This window comes from Legionella tunisiensis (assembly GCF_000308315.1).
GTDB lineage: Bacteria > Pseudomonadota > Gammaproteobacteria > Legionellales > Legionellaceae > Tatlockia > Tatlockia tunisiensis.
On record NZ_CALJ01000220.1, the window covers coordinates 1 to 25293 of the forward strand.

Consider the following 25293-nt stretch of genomic DNA (forward strand, 5'->3'; position numbering starts at 1 on the left):
ATAAGCTAATAACTCTCTATCTTGTTCGCTATCACCGTAAGCATAAAAGAATATATTCATCCCGATTAGCGTATAATTTTTTAAAGCGGTGTAATTTTTCTGGACCGAGGCAATATTGTTTTGACATGCGGCCTGTACTTTTATTGGTCATCGGATCGAATTCGAGTTCTGTACATAAAACATGGTTAACTCCATATAGCTTGGCCCATGGCTTAAGATAAATATCCCAGGCACCGCTTACAACAATACAAACATGTCTTTGCTGTTGATGATAACGTAAACGTGCTATAGCTTCTTGGCGTAGTTGCCCGACTAATACCTGAGAAATAAAAATATCCGCTTGAGAACTTAGTTTTCTTTATCAAGACCTGCTAAAAACAATCGATCGAAATAATTGGCTTCCTGCTGCTTATCAATAAACCGCAGTTGTCTTAAACCGAAGAAAACAGGTTGTAATAATAAGCCTTGTACATACCTCGACCGACTGACTAACTGCTTTATAAACATTGAACGGCTTGGCGGCCCCAGCGTCAACGTTCCATCAAAATCAAAAACAGCAATAATTTCCTTACCCACTCTCACCTCCCACTCATTTTATGGGATTTCAGTCAAAATTAAATGCACATTTATACCGGTAAAACCAAAAGAACTTACTCCAGCATATCGACTGTTTGTATTAAGTGTTTTCCACGGCTCGAGTTGAATCGGTATTTTTGCCGGAATAGTATTTAGTTCAATGAGGGGATTCACTGTTTTAAAATGCAAATTAGGAGGAATTTGCTTATACTGTAACATTAAAACCGTTTTAATAAGCCCAGCCATGCCTGCCGCAGCTTCCAAATGGCCAAGATTACTTTTTACCGAACCGATATATAAAGGGTTTCTTCTTTTTCCAGTAGCAAACACTTGCCTAAGTGCATCAAAGAACTAACCAAATCCATTTTGCGTTATTATTAGCCAGATACATTTAGTGTAGATCAAATGCATCAATAATCAAGCATTTATCGATGCATCAACCGCTTTCCTATTACTTCAGAGAAACTACAAGGGAAATAAAAATCATCGGCTCGACTTAGCATTAACCGCTAACTATCGTAACCAGCAATCAATACACCCAAAAGCAAAGCCGATTCACCGCTTTTGTTAATCCAATAGTGATTGGTTCCCCGTTGAACAACAGCATCGAAAGGTTTCAAATTAACCTCGCCTTCGTCCAATAGCAGAGTTACCTCACCTTTAAGCAGAACAACATAATCAATGCTGTTAGTCGTATGCATCATTGGATTCAATCGAGTATCAACTCTGCAGTGAGAAGCATCGGCCGCAGCAAAAGCAGCCTGTGCTTTTTTTCAGCTTGGTCAAGTGATAAATTCTTCTCTGTGGGCTGAATTTCAAATAAACGAAATAGTGTACCGTTCGGTAGAGGTTCTAAGCGCGTCGGTTTCCCTTGTAGGCTGTTTTTACCTCGCAAAGGTGCTGGTATTTCCTCTGTTGCCCAAAAATCAAAAATGCCTAGAGGTCCCATAGATACTTCTTTATCTTCAGCAATAAACGATTTTCCATTTAGCTTTTTTCTGTAATAACGCAACGATAGGTTTCTTTCATAATCCCTTCATTTTTTAATTATTCTTAATTACTATAGATTAAAAATAATCTTCATCACTGATGGCAATAAAAACAATAAAGTTACTATGTAATTCATCTTGATCTTAAACGGGATAAAAGCGATGATTTTTCCTTTTTGATGGTTAAGGAGTTGAGGTGGAACACGAAACAATGGAATATGATGTGGTCGTTGTCGGTGCAGGACCTGCTGGCTTGTCCGCTGCCATCAAATTAAAGCAGTTGGCAATCAAGGAAAATAGAGCGCTTCATGTTTGCATTCTTGAAAAGGGAGCCCAAATTGGTGCTCACACTCTATCAGGTGCAGTCCTTGAACCACGTAGTTTGAAAGAATTATTACCTGATACTTGGCAAGATGCTCCATTAGACACACCAGTTAGCCAGGATTTATTTATTTCTTAGTAGCAAACGGGCTTATCGCCTCCCTACTCCTAAACCAATGCAAAATCATGGGAATTACATTATCAGCTTAGGAGAGCTTTGTCAGTTTCTAGCAACCCAAGCTGAAAGCCTTGGTTGTGAAATTTATCCAGGCTTCGCAGCAACAGACGTTTTATACAATGAGAAAGGACAGGTCATCGGTGTAGCAACAGGCGATGTTGGCGTTGATAAAACCGGCAATAAAACACCGAATTACCAACCCGGAATGCATTTGCATGCCAAACAAACTCTTTTTGCAGAGGGTTGCCGTGGTCAACTCAGCCAAACGTTAATGCATCGTTTTCGTTTATGTGATGAAGTTCAACCCCAAACCTACGGTTTAGGGATCAAAGAAATCTGGCAAGTCTCAGCCGATAAACATCAGCGTGGTAAAGTGATACACACCGTCGGTTGGCCTCTTGATAATGCAACTTATGGTGGTTCTTTTATTTATCATTTATCAAATAACCGAGTCGCAATTGGTTTTGTAGTCGGTTTAGATTATAAGAACCCCTGGTTAAGTCCCTTTGCTGAACTGCAACGCTTCAAAACCCATCCTTTTATATCTGAACTACTAAAAATGGTGAACGTATTAGCTATGGAGCACGAGCCTTAAATGAAGGTGGTTGGCAAGCAATGCCTAAACTTAGCTTTCCAGGAGGAGCATTAATTGGTGATGCCGCCAGTTTTCTGAACGTACCTAAAATTAAAGGCATTCACACGTCCATGCAATCCGGTATGCTTGCAGCAGAAGCTTGTTTCGAGCTTCTAAAGAACGAACACACCTCGCAAGTAGAACTCAGTACTTATCCAGAAAAAGTAAAACAATCCTGGCTTGCTGATGAATTATATAAAGTAAGAAACATTCGCCCGGGTTTTCGTTATGGTTTATGGATTGGTCTAATCAATGCGGCCTTTGAAACCTATATCAGTCATGGGAAATCCCCGTGGACTTTAAAAATGATGCTGATTACTCAACTCTACTTCCCGCTGCCAAAGCTAAAAAATTGAGTATCCGAAACCAGACGGTGTGCTCACCTTTGATCGTCTTTCTTCTGTTTATTTATCAAATACTTACCATGAAGAGAACCAGCCTTGTCATTTAAAACTTCGTGATCCCAAACTCGCAATAGAAGTGAATTATCGACAATATTGTTCTCCTGAAACACGTTACTGCCCTGCTGCCGTCTATGAAATCGTTGAAGAAGAAGCTGGCCCTAGATTACAAATCAATGCCCAAAATTGCATTCATTGCAAAACCTGTGACATCAAAGATCCTCGTCAAAATATTCTCTGGTGCGCGCCGGAAGGTGGCGGCGGCCCCAATTATGTGAGCATGTGATTCATTAACCACCCAAAGCAAGCTCCAGATTATTGTTATTTCAGATTGATGGCGTTAGACTTGCTACGGTTTTATGAAGTCCCGGTGGCACAGCTGGATAGCGCAGCCCCCTCCTAAGGGGCAGGTCGCAGGTTCGAATCCTGCCCGGGACGCCATATTTATCAATGATTTACGATTTTAATTTTGAATTTTTAGTTTCGTTTTTTAATTGGGGTATAGCCACAGGTATAGCCAAATCAATTGCTACTCATCCCAGTAAGCCAGCAAAAGGTATTCACCAGCTTCATTTGCTGCACTGTCTTACAGGGCACTTCCATTAAATTTGGGTTCACTACAACCACTGATAAGCATTGAGCGCGGGATATGGCTACATTCAACCGATTCTTACTATAGAGAAACTCAATATTGCGCGGTAAATCCTCTGCACTTGAGGTCACCATGGAAACCAGGACAATAGGCGCTTCTTGCCCTTGAAACTTATCTACCGTACCTACTTGTGCGTCTTCTGGCAAAATAGACCGTAAATAATTGACCTGCACGTTATAGGGAGTCACAACGAGGATGTCTTTGTAAGTTATTGTACGTGGCTCTTTACCATCTTCTTTAAACTGCTGTTTAAGTAGCTCCTGATAAAGCTGCTTAACGATTACGCCCTCTTCAATACTTTTTTGAGAGCATCCTACATGAGTAGCATCAATTACATGGATTCCTTCTTCAGGTAAAGCAATCCCATTAAATATTAAAGAGCGATTAAAGGTTGATTCGTGCGCGTGAAGCCTACCTTCATAAAAGGCGTCTGAAATGAACTGACAAACGCTTGGACGCATTCTTCGAGTATTATCTAAAAATATACCTTGCTCAGGTGGAATAGTCGCATGATCACCAAGAAGAAAATCGAGAATTGAAAGACCTGCTTCACCAGGATGAGTGCCTTGAATAGGCTGCCCAAGCTGCATTTGATCGCCGATTAATATGATATTCTTAGTAGCTATACCCATAGCAACAACATTAGCTACAGCAACCTGGCCTGCTTCATCGATAAACAAATAATCGAGTTGACCTTTCAAATACTCATTTGAAAAAACCATGCGGTCCCTGCAACAAGATTTTCATTCAAAGTGAGTGCTTCTGTTTTCTCTATGCTCTTTATGCATCGCCCATCATAGTAAGATTCAACACTTCCTTTGCTTGCCTTTTTTGCCCCGTCAAATTGATATCCCTGCGCTGAAGCAACAGCTTCAATTTTATCCAATAAATTATGAATGGCTTTGTGGGCATTGGCTGCAACACCGATCTTTTTGCCGCGTCGCATAAGCTCAATGATAATATGACTGCTGGTATACGTTTTGCCAGCTCCAGGTGGGCCTTGGATGAACAGATAACTATTATCCAAATTATTTATTATCTCCAGCGTTTCGTTCTGGAGATCAGTTGAGGTGATTAAAGGTGAACCAGCAATTTTTCCACGAATACGAGGCAATGATTTATTTAATATATCTTTAATTGCCTGATAGCAATGAGGATTTCCTTCAATAATATTATCAGCGACATTGTAAATAGCAGCTCGCATGGTTTTAGCATCTATGGGTCTTCCAGGACCAATTGAAAAACGATCTGGCGGTGGTGCCTGCTTTTTGCCTCTCTTAAGCTTAACGACTCCTTCATTTTCATCAATAGCAAAGACAGTTCCCACTGACTCCAAGGTTGCGGTGTCAATTACCCCATCTCCTACTTTTACTTTGTATTCTTGAGCTGGAAAGTGATAGCTATAGACAAATGAACTTTTTTCTTCCTCTAGTTCCCCAAATCGAATCAATCCACCAATACAATCCGTATCATCGATTAACTCATCTTCAAACTTATCCTGTCGCTCAAACATTGCCCAGTATTGCGGTTTAGCTTCTCGATTATGAAACTCTAATAAATCTAATATTCGCTGTCGTAAAAGGGCATTTCCATCGTCTGTACCAATGGTTAAAAGGTTGTGGTATTTCTCATATTCAATTTCCCAGTCTTTACGTGCTGTTGGTTCTGCCGTATCTTCTTGAGCTTGATTTTTAAACCATTCAACCTCTTCAGGTCTTAATGTTACAAGCCAATCACGTAAGCGCGCGGTTGAGATACAATCAACCTCATTGTAATCAGCTATTTCTTGAAGAAGCGCATCATCACCTGACTCACGCCATTGGTTATAAACCACAATACTATCCATAGCCGTGGCAACAGCATTGTCCCTTTTCTCCATATAAAAAGTTTCAAGGTTTTTGATGGAGTAACCCGGCTCAGAAGTACGAATACTTTCACGCACAACCTTGTATAAATCGACAAATTTTTTCTGGCGCAATAAGTTATCTACCTGCTCAGTACAAACCCCATATTGACACGCTAAGCGCTTTAAAGCGGTGGTTTCATAATGATTGTAATGGTAAATATGGGCATATGGATAATGACTTAAATGTTGCGCAAGGAATGCCATGAATAGCTCAAAGGTCTGTTGCTCTTCTTGATGATTATGCGCCCAAAATGGAAGAAAGGTTTCTTTCCCATCCTTGAGATAATATATCCCAAACAGGTATTCAAGCCCGCCTTGATAAAGAGGATCGCCTTCCATATCAAAAAATAGATCGCCCTTGTCTGGAAGAGGTAAACGTGCAAATCCTTTACCAGGCAGAGACTCAAGGATCTCTAACTTGTTTTGATTCATATTGCGCTTATAAGTTTGCAACACAGCCTGAGAACGAAGCCTCAAGAAAACGTCTTGATTTAATTCTTCAATCTTACTGTCTACTGGCAAGTCTGCTAAATCAGCTACGGTGTTAACACTGGCTTTTAATAGCTTATCAATTTGAGACCGCTGAATATTTGCAATCAAATTTAAATGATCATCATTTTGCCAAAGCTCTGTGCAACGATCACGCCAATGACATAAAAGGCAATGAGCGCAAGGCTCTGGATAAGAGTTGGTAGGTGGATTATTTGCATAGGATTCAAATCGTTGCTTAGCCTTCTGGTAATAATGAAAAAATCATCCACGTTAAATTTAACATGCGAACCATCGCCCAGAACCAAATGCATCAGTTTAGGACGCACTCCTTGCACTTTTTCCAGGAGGTCACTGTAGACACACAACTGCATGATGTGTTTTGGTTCGTGAGACCTACTTAATTTTGTGTCCAGTACTTCATAGCTGAACGCGCCTAATTTAGATGGTGTATTAGTCTTAATTAAAAAATCAGCATCACCATGCCATGGGGTATCAGTAAGCCTTGCTTGATAAATAATCTCAGGTCCCGATTGTAATGCATCAGTAGTTTGGCGGGTGCGGACTTCTGAAGGCTGATCTTTAGAGATTTCAAAGATGACTTTAGCATTATCTTTCAGCGATTGAAGGTAATTCTTTTCGTGCTCATATCCCTTGTCTTGAAGTAATTTATTTGAGGTACTGTCTTCTGCTGGTTTAATCTCGCCACTCAGACATTTCAAATCAAGGTATGTTGCATGGTGGCAGCCTAAGAAAATGACTAAATCTGATGCGGAAAATAATAACCATCCGTCATTAGTTTTTTCATGAAAAGAAACCTATCAGATATGGACCATATTTACTCCAAAGAGCTGGGCCATTTGTTAAAAGGGAAAAAATGTCTCTAGCTTCACTATGGCCTCAAAAATTAATCCTTTTTTCTATTTTCAGACGGTTTATTTGCTTCTTCCGCTATAAATTCAGTTAGTTCTAGCGTGGACTTTTTTGCGCATCAGAAAAGGAAGATTCGTTTAGAAGAAAATTGCTTAACTCTTTCAATGTATACGCTATTTCTTTCTGATTATTTTTTCTAAAGAATCAATTGCTATTTTGATTGAGTTGGTTCGAATTTCTCCATTATTAACTACTCCAACAGTACTATTATTGATATGATTTACGTTCCCCATATTTATACCAATATTATTAATAGCTGGCTCATTCGGTTGAAAGCCAAGAATTTCGAGCAATGTTTTATCTGCCCATTGCATTTCTCTATGCAACATATTCATTTCATCAATAGTGATTTGCTTCCAAACCTTGTAGCAATTTAAACAAACAGGAGTTTCGTTTGGACCAATAGTAAACATAGCTGAGTTATCACACTGATCACATTTCAAATTATTCATCCTCTAAAAATAGTGAATTAAAACATAACAATTTATGTCCAATCTTTAGTTAAAGATTCAGCCTGCCTTAAAACCAATTCCACCGCATCTTCCTGCTTATCAGGAGGGTATTTATACTTACGTAAAATACGTTTAACCATCAAACGCAATTTAGCTCTCACGCTCTCTCGAACAGACCAATCAACACTTACATTTCTGCGTAGGTTCTCTGTCAGTTCATGCGCTATTTTTTTAAGTGTTTCCTCGCCTAACTCTTTCACGGATGCCTCATTATTGGCCAATGCATCGTAAAAAGCCAACTCATCCTCATTAAGGCCTAATTCTTCTCCGCGATTAACCGCTTCTTTAAATTTTTTGGCCATATCACATAATTCTTCCATCACCTGCGCTGTTTCAATAGCGCGGTTTTGATACCGTCTAATGGTATTCACCAACAAATCCGAGAATTTTTTCTCCTGTATAACGTTCGTTGCAAAACGGGTTCTAATCTCACCTTCAAGCAAACGCTCTAGCAATTCCACTGCTAAGTTTCTCTCGGGTAATTCTCGCACTTCCGCAAGAAACTCTTCATCAAGAATACCAATATTCGGCTTATCTAAACCCACAGCATCGAAGATGTCGACGACCTCATCAGACACTACTGCAGAGCTTATGATTTGCCGGATAGCTAGCTCTCGTTCTTCATTGGTACGTTTTTTAGCTGTAAAATCACGTTTAGTCAGGATTACTTTTACAGCCTGCATAAAGGCTACTTCTTCACGAACAGCTCGTGCTTCATCTAAAGTGCAACAGAGACTAAAGGCTTTCGACATAGCCAGTGTTGTATCGGCAAAACGCTTTTTACCATCATCTATACCTAATACATGGTTGGCGGCTTTTGCAAGAAGACTATGGCCACTGGTTAGAAAACTACTGTAATCAAATCCATGAAGTATTGAGCGCAGTACATCCAATTTTTCTTCTAATAAGGCATAGGCTTCATAGGCATCAACAGTGGGTCTGCCATGACCGTTACTTGCTGTATAGTCTTTCAGGGCTTTCTTCAGATCATTAGCGATACCAATATAATCAACCACCAAACCACCTTGCTTGTCCCCAAAGACACGATTTACTCGGGCTATGGCTTGCATAAGGTTGTGGCCTTTCATTGGCTTATCAATGTATAACGTGTGGGCACAAGGCACATCGAAACCAGTCAGCCACATATCACGAACAATGACCAAGCGCAGCCCATCATCTGGCTTCTTAAAGCGCTTCTCCAGGTCTTTACGAACCTGTTTAGAGTAAATATGAGGGCGTAATAAAGCTTTATCGCTAGGAGTGCCTGTCATAACGACTTTTACTACTCCCTTAGTTGGATCGTCACTATGCCATTCTGGGACGTAAAGCAATAATCTCATTATAAAGGTGAACACAAATATCTCTGCTCATACCCACAATCATGGCTTTGCCATATTGTGCTTTATTCCGCTCTTCAAAGTGGCTAATTAAATCAGCAGCTACTTGTTTAATGCGAGGTTCAGCACCCACTACTTTTTCTAAAGCAGCCCAGCGTGATTTCAGTTTGGCTTGCTCGTTATCCTCTTCATCCTCTGCTAATTCATCAATATCATCGTCGAGTTTTGGGATTTGATCTAAATTTAAAGATAACTTGGCAAGCCGAGATTCATAATAAATAGCAACGGTTGCACCATCCTCTTTGGCTTGTTGCATATCATAGATATGGATGTAATCACCAAACACTGCTCGAGTATCGCGATCTTCACTTGAAACAGGGGTTCCGGTAAAGGCCACAAAGGTTGCATTAGGTAGGGCATCCCGTAAATGCTGCGCATACCCCACATTATATTTCTCTTGGCCAGATTTGCCTTTAAGTTCTGCTGTAAAACCATACTGAGTCCGATGTGCTTCATCAGCAATGACAACAATATTGCGTCTATCCGATAAGACAGGAAAAATATCTTCGTCTTCACCCAGCATGAATTTTTGGATAGTAGCAAACACAATCCCACCCGATGGGCGGTTGCTTAATTTCGCCCTCAAATCTTGCCGTGATTCAGCTTGAACAGGCTGCTCACGCAGCAAGTCTTGACCAAGCGAAAAAACACCGAATAACTGACCATCTAGATCATTGCGATCGGTAATAACAACAATGGTGGGGTTTTCCATCGCCACTTCGCGCATCACTCGTGCGGCGAAGCACGTCATGGTGATACTTTTTCCGCTCCCTTGGGTATGCCAAACAACCCCACCTTTTTTATTACCGTCTGGTCGCGAAGCAGTGATCACTTGTTGGATAGCAGCACGTACCGCGTGGAATTGATGGTATCCTGCAATTTTTTTGACAAGCTCACCATCATCCTCAAACAAGATGAAGAATCGTAGGTAATCCAAAAAATAAGCAGGGGCAAGTATGCCACGTGTCAACGTTTCAAGTTCACCAAATGGGCCAAGTGGATCAAGCGTTATTCCATCAATGGTGCGCCATGACATAAACCGCTCCATATTGGCAGAAAGTGAGCCCATACGCGCTTCACTACCGTCTGAAATGATTAAAATTTCGTTGTATTGAAAGATATCTGGAATTTGTTCTTTGTAGGTTTGGATTTGATTAAATGCTTTCCCTATATCAGCATTTAAATCAGCCGAATTTTTTAATTCAATTAATACCAATGGCAACCCGTTAATGAACAAAAGGATATCTGGCCGTCGAGTGTGTTTTTCACCTTTAATAGAAAATTGATTAACAGCCAACCACTCGTTGTTTGTGGGCGTTTCAAAATCAATTAAACGAACAAAATCACCTCGAGTTTCACCGTCCTTCTGATACTCTACGGGAACACCATTTACTAAAAAGTTATGTAAGCGACGGTTAGCTGATAATAAAATTGGCGTGTTTAAATCACGCACTTGCTGTAAGGCATCTTCGCGAGCTGCTAAGGGAATTTCAGGATTGAGCTGGTTGATAGCCCTTCGTAACCGTTCTATTAGTAATATGTCTTGATAGTTGCTGCGTTCTGGTGCTTCGCCATCACAGGCAATGGTTGGGCCATAAATATGGGTATAACCGATTTCAGCTAGCCAACTTAGCATCTCTTGCTCGAGTTTGTCTTCGGTCATCACTTGTATTTGCTCCCCATATCTTTGCAATGCTTCCTAACTATATCGACCCATGCATCGTAATAATGCCATTGCTTATTTGCCACCATTGCTCCAAATCCATTTGCTGGATTCTTAGCATCAAATTTCTTCCACAAGTCAGTATGATTGTTAATTTTGAATTTCGAGTAACCTTCCTTATGCATTAATGCTACAATTTGAGCTGGTAAGTACTTTGTTTTTTCGGTTTCTTTGATAGCGGCATATTCCTTATTAACGTTTTTAGCCAATGAAGAATCACTTTTGACAAACTCTATTAAGCGATCTGCCTGTCCCTTTCTATTAACGAGCTTAGGAACAAAGATAATCCTGTATGCGTATTGTTGACTAGAAAATTCTTCCAATGAAAGCTCTTCATCAAAGTCAGCAATATAGGAAAGAATATGTTTTGGTAAGTTCTTTTGCTCCTTAAGCAAATCTATATGTTCTTGACTAATAGATGAGAATTGAAGACTAAATGAAAGATAATGCTCGATTCCTAATTTATCTCCAAAGAATTGTTTCAGATACCTATTGTAATTAAGACAACAAGCTTGGAGTCTGGCACTAAGCAAGTCATCTATACGTGATGTCATACGATGCTCTATTTCATGGCGAAGACCGATCAGAAATTTAAGATTATTACAGGTGTCTTTATCTATAGGAGAATATTTTTCATTAAGACAACATTCGAGCTCCCAGTATTTATAAGCACCATGTTTAGTTTTTCAAATTGTCGTCTTTTACCTGACTCTTTATGGTAGCGATATTCAATACCTTTACCTCTATAATAAGCATGCAAAAGGTATGTCCAACCTATGATCATTAAAATAATATACGATTCAGATTTAAAACTAATATTAGGGTTGTTAAATATCTGTACCGCTGCTAATACAGCCTCTCTCGATTTTTTTACAAGCTCTGATTTAATTGAGCTAACTTTACGACTCCTAGTCTTGCTCATGCTTCATACGCCTTCATTTTTTCTTTAGCTGACATTAGGCCAGAAATTAATTTAGGCAATAATATATTACGCTGAGAGGCAAGAAGTTTTGCCTGCCTAGAATTTAACGAGATTTTTTGCTGGATTGAAGACACAATTGATCCAAAAAATTCTAAAACACGATAATCTGGAACTACTATTGAATAACGACCAAGAACATTATTTTGTATTCGTTGTCGTCCACTTGTACCAGACATGCTTTGAATTGCAAATTCTCGAAATGCGCTATGACGAGCCAGTAAATATCCATGATATGGAGGAATAGGTTCCTTAGGTCGCAATACTACAAACTCAGTTGAACCCCAGCCAATCTGATTGTCATCTAAAAAATCAACAAAAGCAGTTTTACCATTTTCTAAGCAAGGTGTAATTCGTGCGAGAAGAGTATCTCCATTAATAAACTTGGTGCCTGATTTCATTTCTCGCAAAAGAGCCTTATCAGCATGATGTCCCCTTGTTGGTACATTTGACATATCTAAATAAGGCGCTAATTCACCCTTTTTTAATTTTCTAATTGGATTGATCTCATAAGCATCATCTAAATTGGTTACATGCCAGCCCTTGGGTATGAGTCCTAAAATCGACTCCTCAAAACTATCAGGAAAAAGTGCTGCTGTTTCTGCATCCATTCCTTCAGGTTCACGGCCTTCTGCTTTTGCGTGTACGGGGTTGAAATCGATAAACCATGATTTGAAAAGGGCTTGTGCGATTGCTTCGAGAGTAAAATTAGCTTCGCGTAGTAAAATAATACGATCATCCAGGCTAGCTAAAATTGATGCGATCCGATTTGCTCATCCATTGAAGGAAGATTAAATTTGTATGCGTATATGCGACCGGGAGATGTATGTTTAACAGTCGAACCTGTTGCACTAGCAACAATATTCTGTCGATATCGATCGCTTCGCATTAAATAATATAAATACTCTGGTAATAATTTGGAGTCTTTCTTAACTTGCACCAATCCAATTCGCTGATTATGCAACCACGTTGTCCCTTCCGTTTTGGGAACTTTTGCAGCAAATCCAAGTGTATCTGCCTGTTTGCTTAGATCAGTCATAGTAACTATTAGATCATTAGTCTGTAGGATGTAATCCTCAGGGATTGGTCCTGAGTAAAATTTTCCTTTACCTAGTTGAAATCCTCCGCCAAGTGCAAAATTACCTGGAGTCACTAACTGATAATGTGTCGGTTTCTCACTAAAATACTCACCTTTAAAAGCAAATCCATGCTTGATTGTAATTAAATCACCCAGCTGAAATAAGTTATTACTCATTATTAGTTTCCCCACCCAATTCAGCCTCAATCTCTTCCACAGTAGGCAAGCTAGATTTAAGCTCTTCAGGCAACGATTGAGTAATCTGGTACTCAGATACGCCTATAGGCTTGTTAACATCGCTAAGAGCATATTCTACGACTAATTTATCATGACTTTTGCAGAGCAGAAGGCCAATCGTAGGCTCATCACCTTGGCGTCGTAATTGAGCATCCACCGCTTTGATGTAAAAATTCAACTTACCCACATGCTCAGGTTCAAAGTCTACATTCTTTAATTCGACGACTAGATAACAATGAAGCCGAGTGTGATAGAACAATAAGTCTATAAAGAATTCACGTTCACCAACCTGGAGCGGTACTTGTCTGCCAATGTAGGCGAAGCCTGCGCCAAGCTCTAAAAGAAATTGGGTAATGTGTTCAATCAATCCTTGCTCTAGATCTCTTTCATCATAGCCTTTGGTTAGACGTAAAAAATCAAAAACATAAGGGTCTTTCAATGTTTGATGCGCTAAATCAGACTGAGGGGATGGGAGCGCTTTGGTGAAATTAGAGAGGGCTTTACCTTCACGTTGCCAGAGATTGCTTTCAATTTGATGCGTTAAAACGCTTCGACTCCAGCCATACTCGATTGTATTTCTAATGTAATAAAGTCCCTCTTCAGAGCTTTTACATTTATTAATAATGACTTGATTATGGCCCCATGGGATTTGCGTTAATTCGGCAACAGCTTGTTGCCAATTTGAAGAACTATCAACCCAGAACTGAACCCACTGACGAATGAGTCTCAGATTTCGCTCTGAAAATCCTTTCATATCGGGGAATTCGCTCATTAAATCTTGGCTTAATTGCTTGAGAAGTCCTTCGCCCCAAGCCGTGATTTTCTGTTTCTCGAGAATATCTGTTCCAAGATCCCAATAGAACATTAATAGCTGCTGATTAACTGTAACCGCCGCTTTAAGCTGGGCTTGCTTTAACTTGGATCTTAAATCAGTAATCCATTTTTTGTACTCAACATTATGAGCTATATTCTTCTGTTCATTCATGATTAAATCTCAAATCCAAGCTTGGCCAAATTATTACGAATAATGACATCTAATTCGGCTCCCTTTGCCATTTGCTCACCTAATTTTTCAGTGAGATGCTGCATTTTTTCCATGAAGCTTTCGTCATCATCCTCAACCGCTTCAGCACCTACATAACGACCTGGTGTTAATACATGACCATGTTCTGCAATTTCAGCTAAAGTGACGCTACGACAAAATCCTGGAATATCAGCATAATCTGCTTTGGTTTCGCCATCTGCTCGCCATGCATGCACAACATCAGCAATTTTCTGGATGTCAGTATCGGTGAGTTCAAGCTGTGAACGGCTAATCATCGTTCCCAGCTTACGAGCATCAATAAATAATACTTCACCTTTGCGGATTGATTTTTGTTTAGTAAGGAACCATAAACAGGCTGGAATCTGAGTGTTAAAAAATAACTGGCCTGGTAAAGCAATCATGCATTCTACGACATCTGCTTCTACCATTTTTCGGCGAATATCACCTTCGCTGTTCTGGCTTGAGCTCATAGAGCCATTCGCTAATACGATACCAGCTCGACCATTCGGTTTCAGGTGGTACAACATATGCTGTAACCAAGCATAGTTTGCATTACCTTGCGGGGGCGTTCCATATACCCACCGTGGGTCACTCTCTAAACTACCATGCCACCAGTCAGAAATGTTAAACGGTGGATTAGCTAAAACAAAGTCAGCACGTAAATCAGGGTGTTGGTTTTTAGTAAAGGAATCGCCAGGCTCTTTGCCAAAGTTAAAGTCGATGCCGCGAATGGCAAGGTTCATTGCAGCCAGACGCCAGGTGGTTGGGTTTGATTCTTGACCGTAAATAGAGACATCACCAATTTTGCCTCCATGAGCTTCAATGAATTTTTCAGACTGGACAAACATACCACCCGAACCACAACATGGGTCGTATACTTTGCCTTCATGAGGGGCTAAAACAGCAACTAATGTTCGTACTATGCTTGCAGGAGTATAGAACTGCCCACCTTTTTTACCCTCCGCACTGGCAAACTGACCGAGAAAATATTCGTATACTTGGCCCAGTAAATCCTTTGCATTTTGGTTAGCCGCACCAAAGCCAATTGATGAGATTACATCAACTAATTCTCCTAACTTGCCATCTGGCAATTGCGCGCGAGCATAGCGTTTGTCCAGTATTCCTTTAAGCTTGGGATTGTCTGCCTCTATTAGTGACAGCGCATCATCAATTAACTTGCCAATATCGGCCTGTTTAGCCCGCGCACGAATACTTTCCCAACGAGCGGCTGCTGGAACCCAAAAAGCATTCACTACTTTGTAGTAATCGCGGTCTTCTAATTCTTCGGCAAGCATTTCTGCATCAGCATCTGGAAGAAAATACTCATCGCTTGAGTCCATGAAGCGCTTATTTAACTCTTGACGGCGCATTTCAAAGGCATCAGAGATGTACTTTAAAAAGATTAACCCCAGCACTATATGCTTATATTCTGCTGCATCCATATTTGCACGCAACTTGTCAGCGGTAGACCATAACTTTTTTGGATATCTTCTAACATAAAAATCTCTATTCTGTTTCGGTAGATTGTTCTGCTGCATTTCCAGAAATGACCCATGCATCAATTTCACTGGATTTAAAGCGCCATTGTTTACCCACTCGATGCGCTGGGATTTTTCCCTTTTCAAGCCAGCGATAGATGGTTACTGATGAAACATCCAGATATTCAGCCACGCTTTCTACTGAAATCCATTTATCTATTGTTGTTTCCAAGATAGACCTCTCACCAGTCAAGAAATAATGCTAATGATTATCAAAGATAAAGAATGAAAGATCAAGATACATCAAACACATGGGTGGTTAAATTTTACGCACCATATAAATTGACTGGCAGAGATATAGGGAAAGTTATACACCACCGGATGACCCTACCACGTCCAAAAACCCGATACCCCCCTCCCACCATCGTTTCAAATCAGAATTTGAATCTCAATCAATGATTCAAGACCTGCAGAACATGTTCAGTTTATTATAAGATGATCAATATTATTTTTGAGCATCTTCTGAATTTTTGATCATCTTCAACCTATATCCTCAGTGACCGTTTTTGGTAATAACCAGAGCCATTGCTGCTCCTCACCACCAAAATATCCACCTGCTTTGACTGACTGAATCTGTAAAGTGGATTTCGCCCGCCTGATCGTTGAGTGTGAATATCCTGCATTTAGATATTGCTCTTCAATGTCCGTCTGAGGTAATGGTCCATTCGCTAGCAGTTTTGATAAAAACTGAATTGCTTTTTCCAGTACCCCTTGACGCTTACCTTCATTTGTCTTTTCAGCAGATGCAAGCCAATCTCGGGCAGAACCTTCGACAAACTGTTTCCATTTGATAAATGCTCCACATACCCCTGGATGATTTGCCAGTTCATTTTGCTGTAACTGGTATACAAATCCGCCTTCGTCTGGCCCAATGTTGGATTTAGCACGCATTAATAACCAAGTCATTTCGTCTTCTTCATCCTCTTTGGATAACTTAGCAACCACAAGAACTACACGTGCTAACGCTCCGAAAGCCAAACTGCCAGTTAATCGTTCAACCGGGTTCCGCCCATGGGTTGCTTTGGAAAAATGTGTAATCCCCAATAAAGCACAACCTAATCTTCCAGCCAAATCAACCAAAGGTTGTAAGCTTCGTCTGACTTCTGCATTTTTATGGCTGTCACCTGTAACAGCAGAGACAATAGGGTCAATTATTAACAATCGGACATTGCCAATTTCTTTAAGCTTTCTTAATAGTGGTTCCATATCAATGGCAGGATCAAACGATCTTTTCTTCTGACCCTCCTGAACACCTGCAATAAAAAATATGTTATCCATATTTGCACCTGCTTGAAGCAGTCGTGGGATTAACGTATCTTTGTGATCATCTTCACCGCTCCATATCACCACATTGCCGCAACTTGCAGCTGATCCATCAGGCCAACATCCTCCAGAAGATATTACTGCTGCAAAATCTAAAGCGATGGTGGTTTTTCCAGTACCTGGCGCACCTCCAAGCACATGCAGTTTTCCAGCAGCGAGCCAATCTCTCCAATACCAAAGAACAGGCTCCGGTTTAACACTCGATGCTCTAATTAATTCTACATGTACCCCTTTGCCTTTATAAATTGTACTATTATTCGTCATTTCCATTTACAATTTCCTTGTTCAATAAGCTTTCGTATATCTTCTACACGCCACATTGTCAGGCGAGTACCAAATTTTATGGGTTGTGGAAATCGGCCATCCTTAACTCCTTTCCACCATGTTGATTTGCTGACATCAATTAGCTGAAGAATATGTTTAAGGCGAATACAGCCTTTTTCTGGAAGTTGATACATGTTATGTCTACCTATGTTTGTTTAAGACTCATGCAGTCTCACAAGGTATGACAGCCCAAAACAGTTGAAACAGTTATAGGGGGTTTGGTAAAAAGAGGCATGAGGTTTTTAAATTTCCATATAAACACTGGATGAAAACCTTATGAGGGTTTTTCTAATTTATTTTAGGTCTACCTCCGCTTTTACTACAGTCAGGGTTAATAATCGCAATTATTCTTATGATTGCAGTTTCAGATAGATTGGGATAATTTAACTTCAAGTATTTCTGCGCCTGCTTTTTAAAAACTTTGGGGGATATATTCTGATTGATGAGGGCGCGTTGCACCATATTGGCAACATCTAGTTCAGATGCATAATATTCATCACCTGGCATTAATACCTCTTTATCCAAGGGATGAATTTCTTTTAAATAGTCGCTACTCGTCCATAAATCACTGAAGTTGCATAATTGACTATGAGCCGCGTTACCCATTTTGCCATTAAAAATAGCCATCTGGGATTCTTCTAAATAAATTCGCTTCTTCGCTGGATGCGCACTCTGGATCTGCTGTAGTTGCCCTACCGTAAGCAATTGAAACTGGCTGCTTTTAGTATTCATAATAAAAAAGGGGGTATTACCTTTGATCCCATCGCTCAACAGTTGGCGTACGCTTTCTTCATCGACCTTCAATAACTGAGTTAAATTTTTATCAACTACCACCGGATTTTTCATACTGCTTCCTATCGTGAAACTATTTTAGAAAATAAAACCAAGTTGTTGGGTTCATTAGCTACCATGCGTTCAACTAATTCGCCCCATTTAAGCCAAGTCTGTTTTGTTCATCGGCATAAATAGCACGCTGATACGTAGCGACTAATTTATTTGCTGGCTGATGGTTTAGCATACGCTCAATGACATGAGGAGCGGCTTTCAAATACTCACCCCAAGCTGTTGCAGCAGAACGTCTCAAATCATGGATAGTAAACGGCTGCATTTGCTCTAAAGGTGCGTTATTTACTGTTTTTTCTTAGTCCCTTTAACAGCACCTCTTAACCGAGCAATCACACCTGTTAAAGAATCCTCATGAATATGCCCGTGCTCTAAATATCGTCCTGTATCGAAAACAAAAAGAGAATGCCCAGAAATAGGCCTTAAAGCTTCCAGAATAGCTATTGCAAGCTCAGATAAATACATTGTGTGTGCTTGACGGTTTTTACTTCTATCAGCAGGTAAAACCCACTCCGCAGTTTCAAAGTTTAGTTCTGACCATTTCATCCCAGCCACTTCTGAACGACGAGCCCCTGTTAAAAGCAGTAATTTTATAGCGCTCGTAGTTACCAGTGACATTTTTGAAATACTGTTGGTAGGGGTCAGATCATTGGCCTGCTCAAGCGCTTTCCATAATTCACGTAGTTCTGGCAGAGCTAGAACTCGATCACGAGGCTTCGCAGCAGTCACAAAAAATCCTTTGGCTTTAACATCCTGGCAGGGTTAGATTCAACTAAATGGCGAGTTAAGCCATAGTCAAGCATTAGATTCAGGGTTGTCAGTGCTTTTCTTGTTTCTTCTTTTATTCCCTTGCGAACCATTGCATCTAAGGCGCTTGATAAATGAGCTCGAGTAATATCTCGTGCCAAGATATTCCCTAAACAAGCTTTTAAATGCAGTCGCCAGCGATCTTCATGGCGCTTTATCCATACGGCAGTTACATTGCTGCTGATTTTTATAAACTCTATCCACGAGTTGAATAAGGCTTGCATCGTGACGGCTTGGGTATTTTCTGCTTTTGTCGCAGCCCTTGCGTTTCTAGGATCAATCCCATCGGCAACCAAGCGTCTTAATTCTTTTAATTTCTCACGAGCCTCTTTAAGGGAAACATCTTTTAGAGAACCAATAGTCATCTGCAGCCATTGTCTATCACTGCCTAATCGATAACAAAACAACCAACTTTTAGCACCGCTTGGTCTAACTCTAAGAAATAACCCATCACCATCAGCTTCGCGCCGTTCTTTCCCTTCTGCTGTTAAGTGTTCTACCTGCTTTGCAGTCAATTTACCCATTAATTACCTCATGATTTTGGGTATAGCCACGGGTATAGCCAAACCATCGGATTTTGGTGCATTTTATCGGACAACATGAGACTAAGCAATGAAGGAAAAGCTTTTATATACAAGGACTATTGGATTTAACGACACTATATGAGATTATACATTTTGCGCCTCCTAAGGGGCAGGTCGGAGGTTCGAATCCTCTCCGGGACGCCAGCCCCCCTCTTTACGTGTCATCACCTTCCTGATAATTTAAACTCGCTTCATATGGAAATGCCATTATCAGGGTGCCTATATGCATTTATTTGTTATTTACATCGGGGGGACACATAATCAATCTTTGATTGAATTGCATGATATGCGCTTTGTCGTAGCTAATAGTATCGAAGAAACTTATCATACCTTGCGGCAAAGCTGGTGGGGTATTCCAACGAGTTTGCATCTGGATGCCTGGGGAATACTAGATTATGCCGATGGTTACAATATCCATATTTCAACTGAGCCGCCCATTGACAACGCAGATAAACTCTATTTTTTGAATCTAGGTGGTTATGATCCCCAACAATTTACAGAACTGCATAAAAATATTTTTGTTGTGGCTACTGATGAACAGCAAGCAAAACAAAGAGCAGTACAACAAATTAGTGAATGGGAATCACCACATCGCGATCATCTACACCAAGTAGATGTCGCTCTCGAGCTAAACGGATTACTGTCTAGTGATAATCATTATCTACATTTGACAAAAACCCCAAAAGCAAAGTCATTTGCATTCACTTGCAGCTATGTTTCCATCGGAAAATTAGCCTCAACTTAGTTAATCGATTTTTCATTAACATCTTGATAAAAATCATTTTTATCAAGATGTTATATACTTTATCAAAAACAAAAATGCATACGATTTGAACAAATGGTTCTATAATGATTACTTGACTCAAAATCTATACTATAATGTTGCAAAATTATTTTCCTTACAGCTGTTTAGAGAGAAAAAATGAAAAAATGCTTGCTGTTAGTATTAGCTTTCACTCTTAGCGCTTGCACTCAAACCTACTGGGATAAACCTGGTGTTTCACCGCAAGAATACGCAAGAGATAGTTATGAGTGTGAACGGGATATGCGTCAAAGTTATTTTGATGAAAATACAGAAGGCTCTTACGCACGTAGCAATTTTGAGGCTCGCTGCATGGTATCAAAGGGATACACCAAAATGGAAAGATCAATCTAAATAACTCTTGCAATAAAGTATTCTAAAGAATTAGAATAGGAAGTATCGAATTTCCGATACTTCCTACTCAGGTCAAAAAGACTGCGGTGAAAACCGTTTCTCAATATCCTCTAATCCGATAAAATGTCATTTACAAAAATGTAACATTTGTTAATTTTTATAAACTTTATAAAACTTATTTGCAGAATGTAATTTACATTGTCTAAGCTTATAATCCAGCCTAAATACTGGAGCGAAAATACAGATAATGACTATCTGTTGTACAAGGAGGATAAAGTTCATGGAAAGAATTAGCCTTTTTAAAATCGCCTTTAGAGTCGTATTTGGTTGCTTTTTCTTAGTAGCGTTTATGCAGACTAAGAATACTTTGTCACAATACAGTACTCAATCTAAGCCTTTAACTAGTAAAAGTATTATTTCTAAGCCTTTTGAAGTACAAGCATAATTTGTTGTGATATAGATCTAGCCTTTTGCTTTTAGAAGTCAAAAGGCACCTCCCTCCTCCAAGCTTCATAAAACCGCTAATTACTTAAACTTAAAATTGATAAAACCTCGGTTGACTCTACTGAAATCGTCTGAGGCAAGGCAAAAATCTCATTTTGCTCAATTGCTTCAACCAATCTCGCTAAATCTTCATTCCCTCTTGTTTCCATACGGTACATAGAAAGGCGCGACTCAAAAAATGCCTGAACATCACTCATACTGACGTTAAACAACATAGGATTTCTTGTTTTAGCCCAAAACGACAGGACTTCAAATTTCAAAAAAGATAAGCATTTGATTCAGAATTGGTTATTCCTGCCGCCACATTAAAAGCGTGACCCACTTCATGGACAATAATACCAATGATCATCATTGGATCTTTCTCCAGGAAATCCTCTTTTACTGCTATCGTTTTATTTTTCTTCCAGACATTATGATGCTTTCCCAAAAGTCGATAAGTATTATGATTTACAAAGATTGCCGGGTTATTACTTACCCCTAAAAAATCTTTTGGTGGTAATAAAAAATCTACATTTAGGGTTGGAACTAATGCCATTATTCCATTATCAAGCCCTATCTCTCCCATCTTACGACACTCGTTTATTATTTTTAAAATATCTTCCTTTGCAAGCATCGTGACTCTCCTTATAAATATTTCCCTTCCTGTTTTGAATACAACATTTACTACTTTTTTAGCCATATAGATTAAATTTAAATTTAATTGCGTGATTGGTCAACTTAATTTTGAGCAATGTGGTTCAATAAATAGGCAAAGACAATTAAATTGATCTTTTTATGGAATAACAGACAGACATAAATAAATTAGGTTTTTCTCCTTTTGTATAGAAAATTTAATCTCCTCTTAATCTATTTAATGTACAATGAAACTCATTTAAGCAATGATCTTAGGGATCAATTAATATGAGAGTGATAGATAATAGTGGCAAAGGAAGTTGTATGTATTATGCATACGCTATTTCCTTAATGTATCACCTTAAATCGCTTGGCTCGCCGCATGAACACCAAATGCAGATCTTTGAGTTATTAGCCATAAATACTGCGGAAAAAATATCTTACGCGAAATTTTAGAGAAGCCAGGTTTTTTCTCTCTGAGAGATATTCGACAAATTGAATTCATCCTGGAGCCTAAACTTAGAGAGCTCGCCGCTGAAAAAATGATCACCGATTTCCTTAGCAACCCTCTTGGCTCCTCCTTATATACTGCCGCTGCTTATAAATTTAGAAAAGAAGTTAAAGCCAAAATTGAAGAAACGCATCCTGAGCTAGCCTCTCTAATAGAGATTCAGGACTATCTAGGGAACTTTAGCGAAGCAGAGATTTATCGAGTTCCAGGAATACATTGGGCAATTGATACCTATACAACCGAGTTAGCTGAAGGAATCGCTGAAGAGGTAACCCGCCTTAAACAAGGGGATCAACCTGAAGAAAGAGAGGAGCTGGTTGAAGGCATAGAGCGAGATGCAACCGAGTTAGCTAAGGCAGAGAAAGACCGAACGTTAAAAGCGATTGATGACTTTTTTCAACAGAAAGTAGTTGCTTTCTTTAAGCGAAATAAGCATGAATATCTTAGTGCCTATTTAGAAAGGTTAAAAAATCCTCGCTCCTGGGGCACTGAAGAAGCCCTTAATACAATACACAGAGTTATTATTGCTGATGGGCCTCGCTATATTGAAGAAGAAGGACGTTGGGAAGATACAATTCAACGGCCGATTAATTTCAAAATTTTTTATAATGGTAGCCCTGCAACCCTATACAATGCTGACGAAAACCCCGACATTATTCTTGATAACCTCGGTAATAATCATTGGGTAAGCCAGATTCCTGCTAAGAAAGATTTGCAAATACTTCTTATCGATAAACCTGACGATGCAACCATTAAAGCTATCCTTATATGCAGTGATGAAATAGACGCTTCATTAAAAACATACCTCGCTAAACCCTTAGCAGCCTCTATCCAAGCAGATAAAGATAAAAGTCAAGGAAAAAAATTAAAACAAGTATGGCAATTGCTACTGCGGCCTTAAAAGAAAAGCTTTTAACAGAACTCTTGGATCAGATACAAGAGGGCAAGCCCATTGACTTGGAACAGAATTACGCTTATCAACAACTCATAAAATGCAAGACAGCGTTTGAGTTCATTACTGATGATAACCATAATCAAGCAGAGAAAATTGATTTCCTTAAAACCTATGAAGAGCAGGCAAAGTCTAATCCTACAGGGTGGGAGATTTTTGGCCAATTCATTAAAGGTTTTCTATTGGCCAGTTTATCAATTGTTCTGGGTACTCTCGTTGGAGCAGCTATCGGTGGCGCCCTTGGCTCAACTGCCGGACCAGGTGGTTCTATTGTCGGGGCTATTTGGGGAGCTTTTAAGGGCGGAAATATTGCTGTCCTGGCAGGCACAGGGACTGGCGGCCTCTTTGGTAGTAGTCTATGGATCTTGCAAATGCTGCAGCCAACTAATGCAGTTCAAGAATATGCTGCCCAAGCCCGAAAAACCGTCCAAAATAGCCTTGAATATAGAGTTATAAAACAGGTCGAGAACGTTGAAGAAGGCGCTGAATCTGTGGTACAGAATGATATTGAACATTTTCATTCAGATCACGGAAAAGTCGCGCGGGAAAAAGACTTATCAGAAACCGGGGTTGAAAACGACGAAATCACTAACCACCAAAATACAATTCCTATATGTTAATTCCTTATATTATTATCTAAGAATTGTAAAAGCCTCCGTCAATTTTTGCTTGCTTCACACCCTATTCAATCCTGCTAATCCCAATCCAGATATTCTTCTATCTTGACATCACTTTGAGATATTTCCTTCTTAGCAAGCATTTTATAGGAGCAGAGGTGTCTAAAGCATCCTCTAAACTAACAAAGGTAAAACCATTTTGCTTATAAAGATTAATAATGTCAGGTAATACATAAGCATTCAGCAAGTTGGCATGGATTAACAAAATTTGTGCTTGATCTGATTTGTGGTTATAGCGAGCATGCTCTTCTGCCTTTAAAGTCTGCTGCCAGATAAAATCGATATAAGCTACTTTTAATGCCCCAAGAAAGCTACGCCGTTGATTCTGTGGTACATCCAATAAAAGCTGATTAAAAATAAAATCCTTGCTGTCAATTGTAATTGGTGCAACATGATAATTATTTTTTGAAAGGTAGCGTAATACTTTGTCTTTTTTAGTACCGCCACTCATTGCTAAATAAGGATAACGGAAAAATTTTGGTTCAGTGAGAACGGGCATTAACATTTTGTCTGCTGCATCAATCTCTTCAATATAAGCTTCTGTATCTACTTTATTTAAATTTAAATGTGAAAAAGTATGATTGCCCAATCCCAGCCCGGAATCACGGAATTTATGTAACATCTTCCAATTATCAGGACTAACCTCGCCAGCAATAATGAACCCTGTTGCCGGAACTTCATGCGATTTAATGGCATCAATAATCATATTTAAATGAAAATTTTTGGCTTCCCCTACAAAAGGCAAGTCATCAATAGTGATAGCAATAAGTCGTTTATGAGCAAAACCGGTATTCACCAATACAGTAAAAAAAGCAAAGCTACAATAAAAAATTTTCTAAACAAGGTAATTCTCATTAAAAATTAAAAAGTTACGATATTTTTGTAATAAAATTTATATTTAAACAAAATCTGGCTGGATATTATCGGTATATTGTGATCATTTATCAACCAAATACAAACGATTTTACTACAATTATTGCCGGCAGACCCTGGTTAGATAAGAAAACCAACTAGCTAAATAGTAGAAACAAACTAGTTAAAGGATCAAATATACCGTTTTAAAACTACAGTAAAAACAATATCCTAACGTAAATTTATAGAAGCGAACATTTTTCTTAAAAACAAAATAATATTTTACAATAAAACAGCTTGAAAAAGGCACAGTTTTTGAATGATTAGCAACATTAATTCTACACTGGCCTGTAAAAATGAATATCAAACTTATGTTAATAAAAGTGATACCTCTTCTTGTTTATGCATTAATTTCTGTCTATCACAGTGCAACAATAATTTTTTAACTATTGGTACGTGATGATAAAGCAAGAAGAGGGTTGTAATTTTCTTTAACTCGCTATGCTTTAAGTTTTCGCGGGGCCGTTAGCTCAGCTGGTAGAGCAGGAGGCTCTTAACCT

Annotated in this window: 30 protein-coding genes, 1 tRNA gene and 3 pseudogenes; 6 read left to right on the forward strand and 28 right to left on the reverse strand. The window is 39.3% G+C overall.

What is annotated here, in order from left to right:
• Window positions 1-31: 31 nt before the first annotated feature.
• From BN58_RS37860 to BN58_RS28660, 5 genes are all read right to left on the reverse strand, one after another.
• Window positions 32-334 (reverse strand): haloacid dehalogenase-like hydrolase, encoded by a 303-nt coding sequence (locus BN58_RS37860; protein ID WP_083852202.1) that lies wholly within the window; start codon window positions 332-334, stop codon window positions 32-34.
• Between the two features lie 14 nt (window positions 335-348).
• The gene (locus BN58_RS12935; protein WP_019217194.1) at window positions 349-576 is read right to left on the reverse strand and encodes an HAD family hydrolase; all 228 of its coding nucleotides are present in this window, start codon (window positions 574-576) and stop codon (window positions 349-351) included.
• A gap of 18 nt (window positions 577-594) precedes the next feature.
• Window positions 595-906, reverse strand: coding sequence for a hypothetical protein (locus tag BN58_RS12940; protein ID WP_019217195.1), 312 nt, complete (start codon window positions 904-906; stop codon window positions 595-597).
• 179 nt (window positions 907-1085) lie between these two features.
• A complete protein-coding gene (locus BN58_RS28655; RefSeq protein WP_156812517.1) occupies window positions 1086-1280 on the reverse strand; it encodes a cupin domain-containing protein in 195 nt (64 codons plus the stop codon).
• A 5-nt stretch (window positions 1281-1285) separates the two neighbouring features.
• A complete protein-coding gene (locus BN58_RS28660) occupies window positions 1286-1588 on the reverse strand; it encodes a cupin domain-containing protein (protein ID WP_019217197.1) in 303 nt (100 codons plus the stop codon).
• 173 nt (window positions 1589-1761) lie between these two features.
• On the opposite strand from BN58_RS28660, the pseudogene BN58_RS37070 reads away from it, so the two are divergent.
• A pseudogene (locus tag BN58_RS37070) lies at window positions 1762-3385 on the forward strand (electron transfer flavoprotein-ubiquinone oxidoreductase).
• Between the two features lie 78 nt (window positions 3386-3463).
• Window positions 3464-3540, forward strand: a tRNA-Arg gene (locus BN58_RS12970).
• Window positions 3541-3621: 81 nt separating this feature from the next.
• Here BN58_RS12970 and BN58_RS25200 read toward each other — a convergent pair.
• The 20 genes and pseudogenes from BN58_RS25200 to BN58_RS13050 form a co-directional block, all read right to left on the reverse strand.
• On the reverse strand, window positions 3622-4473 hold the full coding sequence (locus BN58_RS25200) for a DEAD/DEAH box helicase (RefSeq protein ID WP_051131911.1): 852 nt from the start codon (window positions 4471-4473) through the stop codon (window positions 3622-3624).
• Window positions 4449-5264, reverse strand: a complete 816-nt coding sequence (locus BN58_RS37865; protein ID WP_408605492.1) for an AAA family ATPase — start codon at window positions 5262-5264, stop codon at window positions 4449-4451. The genes BN58_RS25200 and BN58_RS37865 overlap by 25 nt, the downstream gene beginning before the upstream one ends.
• Window positions 5265-5486: 222 nt before the next feature.
• Window positions 5487-6323, reverse strand: a pseudogene (locus BN58_RS37870) (TM0106 family RecB-like putative nuclease); the annotation flags it as partial.
• On the reverse strand, window positions 6260-6868 hold the full coding sequence (locus BN58_RS34375; RefSeq protein WP_051131913.1) for a hypothetical protein: 609 nt from the start codon (window positions 6866-6868) through the stop codon (window positions 6260-6262). The pseudogene BN58_RS37870 and the gene BN58_RS34375, both read right to left, overlap by 64 nt.
• Before the next feature lie 324 nt (window positions 6869-7192).
• Window positions 7193-7522 carry a hypothetical protein gene (locus BN58_RS12985; RefSeq protein ID WP_019217198.1) on the reverse strand — a complete coding sequence of 110 codons (330 nt, stop codon included), beginning with the start codon at window positions 7520-7522 and terminating at the stop codon, window positions 7193-7195.
• A 41-nt stretch (window positions 7523-7563) separates the two neighbouring features.
• Window positions 7564-8946, reverse strand: a complete 1383-nt coding sequence (locus tag BN58_RS31820) for a DUF3387 domain-containing protein (RefSeq protein ID WP_232220600.1) — start codon at window positions 8944-8946, stop codon at window positions 7564-7566.
• On the reverse strand, window positions 8897-10651 hold the full coding sequence (locus BN58_RS31825; protein WP_232220604.1) for a type I restriction endonuclease subunit R: 1755 nt from the start codon (window positions 10649-10651) through the stop codon (window positions 8897-8899). Before BN58_RS31825 ends, BN58_RS31820 begins: the two co-directional genes overlap by 50 nt.
• Window positions 10651-11364: pseudogene (locus BN58_RS25215) on the reverse strand (DUF3644 domain-containing protein); the annotation flags it as partial. The pseudogene BN58_RS25215 and the gene BN58_RS31825, both read right to left, overlap by 1 nt.
• Window positions 11328-11633: a DUF3644 domain-containing protein gene (locus tag BN58_RS37875; protein ID WP_198009898.1), complete on the reverse strand. Its 306-nt coding sequence runs from the start codon at window positions 11631-11633 to the stop codon at window positions 11328-11330. The gene BN58_RS37875 and the pseudogene BN58_RS25215, both read right to left, overlap by 37 nt.
• Window positions 11630-12301: a restriction endonuclease subunit S gene (locus BN58_RS31835; protein ID WP_019217199.1), complete on the reverse strand. Its 672-nt coding sequence runs from the start codon at window positions 12299-12301 to the stop codon at window positions 11630-11632. The genes BN58_RS37875 and BN58_RS31835 overlap by 4 nt, the downstream gene beginning before the upstream one ends.
• 137 nt (window positions 12302-12438) lie before the next feature.
• On the reverse strand, window positions 12439-12945 hold the full coding sequence (locus tag BN58_RS31840; protein WP_019217200.1) for a restriction endonuclease subunit S: 507 nt from the start codon (window positions 12943-12945) through the stop codon (window positions 12439-12441).
• Window positions 12938-13990, reverse strand: a complete 1053-nt coding sequence (locus tag BN58_RS13010) for a PDDEXK nuclease domain-containing protein (RefSeq protein WP_019217201.1) — start codon at window positions 13988-13990, stop codon at window positions 12938-12940. The genes BN58_RS31840 and BN58_RS13010 overlap by 8 nt, the downstream gene beginning before the upstream one ends.
• A gap of 2 nt (window positions 13991-13992) precedes the next feature.
• The gene (locus BN58_RS13015; protein WP_408605491.1) at window positions 13993-15609 is read right to left on the reverse strand and encodes a class I SAM-dependent DNA methyltransferase; all 1617 of its coding nucleotides are present in this window, start codon (window positions 15607-15609) and stop codon (window positions 13993-13995) included.
• A complete protein-coding gene (locus BN58_RS13020; RefSeq protein WP_232220603.1) occupies window positions 15557-15760 on the reverse strand; it encodes a helix-turn-helix domain-containing protein in 204 nt (67 codons plus the stop codon). The genes BN58_RS13015 and BN58_RS13020 overlap by 53 nt, the downstream gene beginning before the upstream one ends.
• Before the next feature lie 308 nt (window positions 15761-16068).
• Window positions 16069-17175 (reverse strand): AAA family ATPase, encoded by a 1107-nt coding sequence (locus BN58_RS13025; protein WP_198009899.1) that lies wholly within the window; start codon window positions 17173-17175, stop codon window positions 16069-16071.
• Window positions 17172-17369: a helix-turn-helix transcriptional regulator gene (locus BN58_RS13030; protein WP_019217205.1), complete on the reverse strand. Its 198-nt coding sequence runs from the start codon at window positions 17367-17369 to the stop codon at window positions 17172-17174. Before BN58_RS13030 ends, BN58_RS13025 begins: the two co-directional genes overlap by 4 nt.
• Window positions 17370-17523: 154 nt before the next feature.
• The gene (locus BN58_RS13035; RefSeq protein WP_019217206.1) at window positions 17524-18081 is read right to left on the reverse strand and encodes a hypothetical protein; all 558 of its coding nucleotides are present in this window, start codon (window positions 18079-18081) and stop codon (window positions 17524-17526) included.
• Window positions 18082-18154: 73 nt separating this feature from the next.
• Entirely contained in the window at window positions 18155-18343 is a 189-nt protein-coding gene (locus tag BN58_RS25230; RefSeq protein ID WP_040916540.1) for a site-specific integrase, read from the reverse strand.
• 20 nt (window positions 18344-18363) lie between these two features.
• Window positions 18364-18807, reverse strand: coding sequence for a tyrosine-type recombinase/integrase (locus BN58_RS13045; RefSeq protein ID WP_019217207.1), 444 nt, complete (start codon window positions 18805-18807; stop codon window positions 18364-18366).
• The gene (locus BN58_RS13050) at window positions 18804-19409 is read right to left on the reverse strand and encodes an integrase arm-type DNA-binding domain-containing protein (RefSeq protein WP_026069466.1); all 606 of its coding nucleotides are present in this window, start codon (window positions 19407-19409) and stop codon (window positions 18804-18806) included. The genes BN58_RS13045 and BN58_RS13050 overlap by 4 nt, the downstream gene beginning before the upstream one ends.
• A gap of 283 nt (window positions 19410-19692) precedes the next feature.
• Between BN58_RS13050 and BN58_RS13055 the strand changes: the two genes are divergently transcribed.
• A complete protein-coding gene (locus BN58_RS13055; RefSeq protein WP_019217208.1) occupies window positions 19693-20214 on the forward strand; it encodes a DUF1543 domain-containing protein in 522 nt (173 codons plus the stop codon).
• A gap of 177 nt (window positions 20215-20391) precedes the next feature.
• Entirely contained in the window at window positions 20392-20625 is a 234-nt protein-coding gene (locus tag BN58_RS13060) for a hypothetical protein (protein ID WP_019217209.1), read from the forward strand.
• Window positions 20626-21146: 521 nt separating this feature from the next.
• Here the strand turns inward: BN58_RS13060 and BN58_RS28670 are convergent.
• Window positions 21147-21389, reverse strand: a complete 243-nt coding sequence (locus BN58_RS28670) for a hypothetical protein (RefSeq protein ID WP_019217211.1) — start codon at window positions 21387-21389, stop codon at window positions 21147-21149.
• Window positions 21386-21808, reverse strand: a complete 423-nt coding sequence (locus BN58_RS28675) for a hypothetical protein (protein ID WP_156812518.1) — start codon at window positions 21806-21808, stop codon at window positions 21386-21388. Before BN58_RS28675 ends, BN58_RS28670 begins: the two co-directional genes overlap by 4 nt.
• A 475-nt stretch (window positions 21809-22283) precedes the next feature.
• Here BN58_RS28675 and BN58_RS13080 point away from each other — a divergent pair, with 475 nt between their 5' ends.
• Both BN58_RS13080 and BN58_RS13085 read left to right on the forward strand, forming a co-directional pair.
• Window positions 22284-23153: an OTU domain-containing protein gene (locus BN58_RS13080; RefSeq protein WP_019217214.1), complete on the forward strand. Its 870-nt coding sequence runs from the start codon at window positions 22284-22286 to the stop codon at window positions 23151-23153.
• A complete protein-coding gene (locus tag BN58_RS13085; protein WP_019217215.1) occupies window positions 23129-23824 on the forward strand; it encodes a hypothetical protein in 696 nt (231 codons plus the stop codon). Before BN58_RS13080 ends, BN58_RS13085 begins: the two co-directional genes overlap by 25 nt.
• Window positions 23825-23921: 97 nt before the next feature.
• Here BN58_RS13085 and BN58_RS25240 read toward each other — a convergent pair whose 3' ends face one another.
• Window positions 23922-24677: a polysaccharide deacetylase family protein gene (locus tag BN58_RS25240; RefSeq protein ID WP_019217216.1), complete on the reverse strand. Its 756-nt coding sequence runs from the start codon at window positions 24675-24677 to the stop codon at window positions 23922-23924.
• Window positions 24678-25293 lie beyond the last annotated feature (616 nt).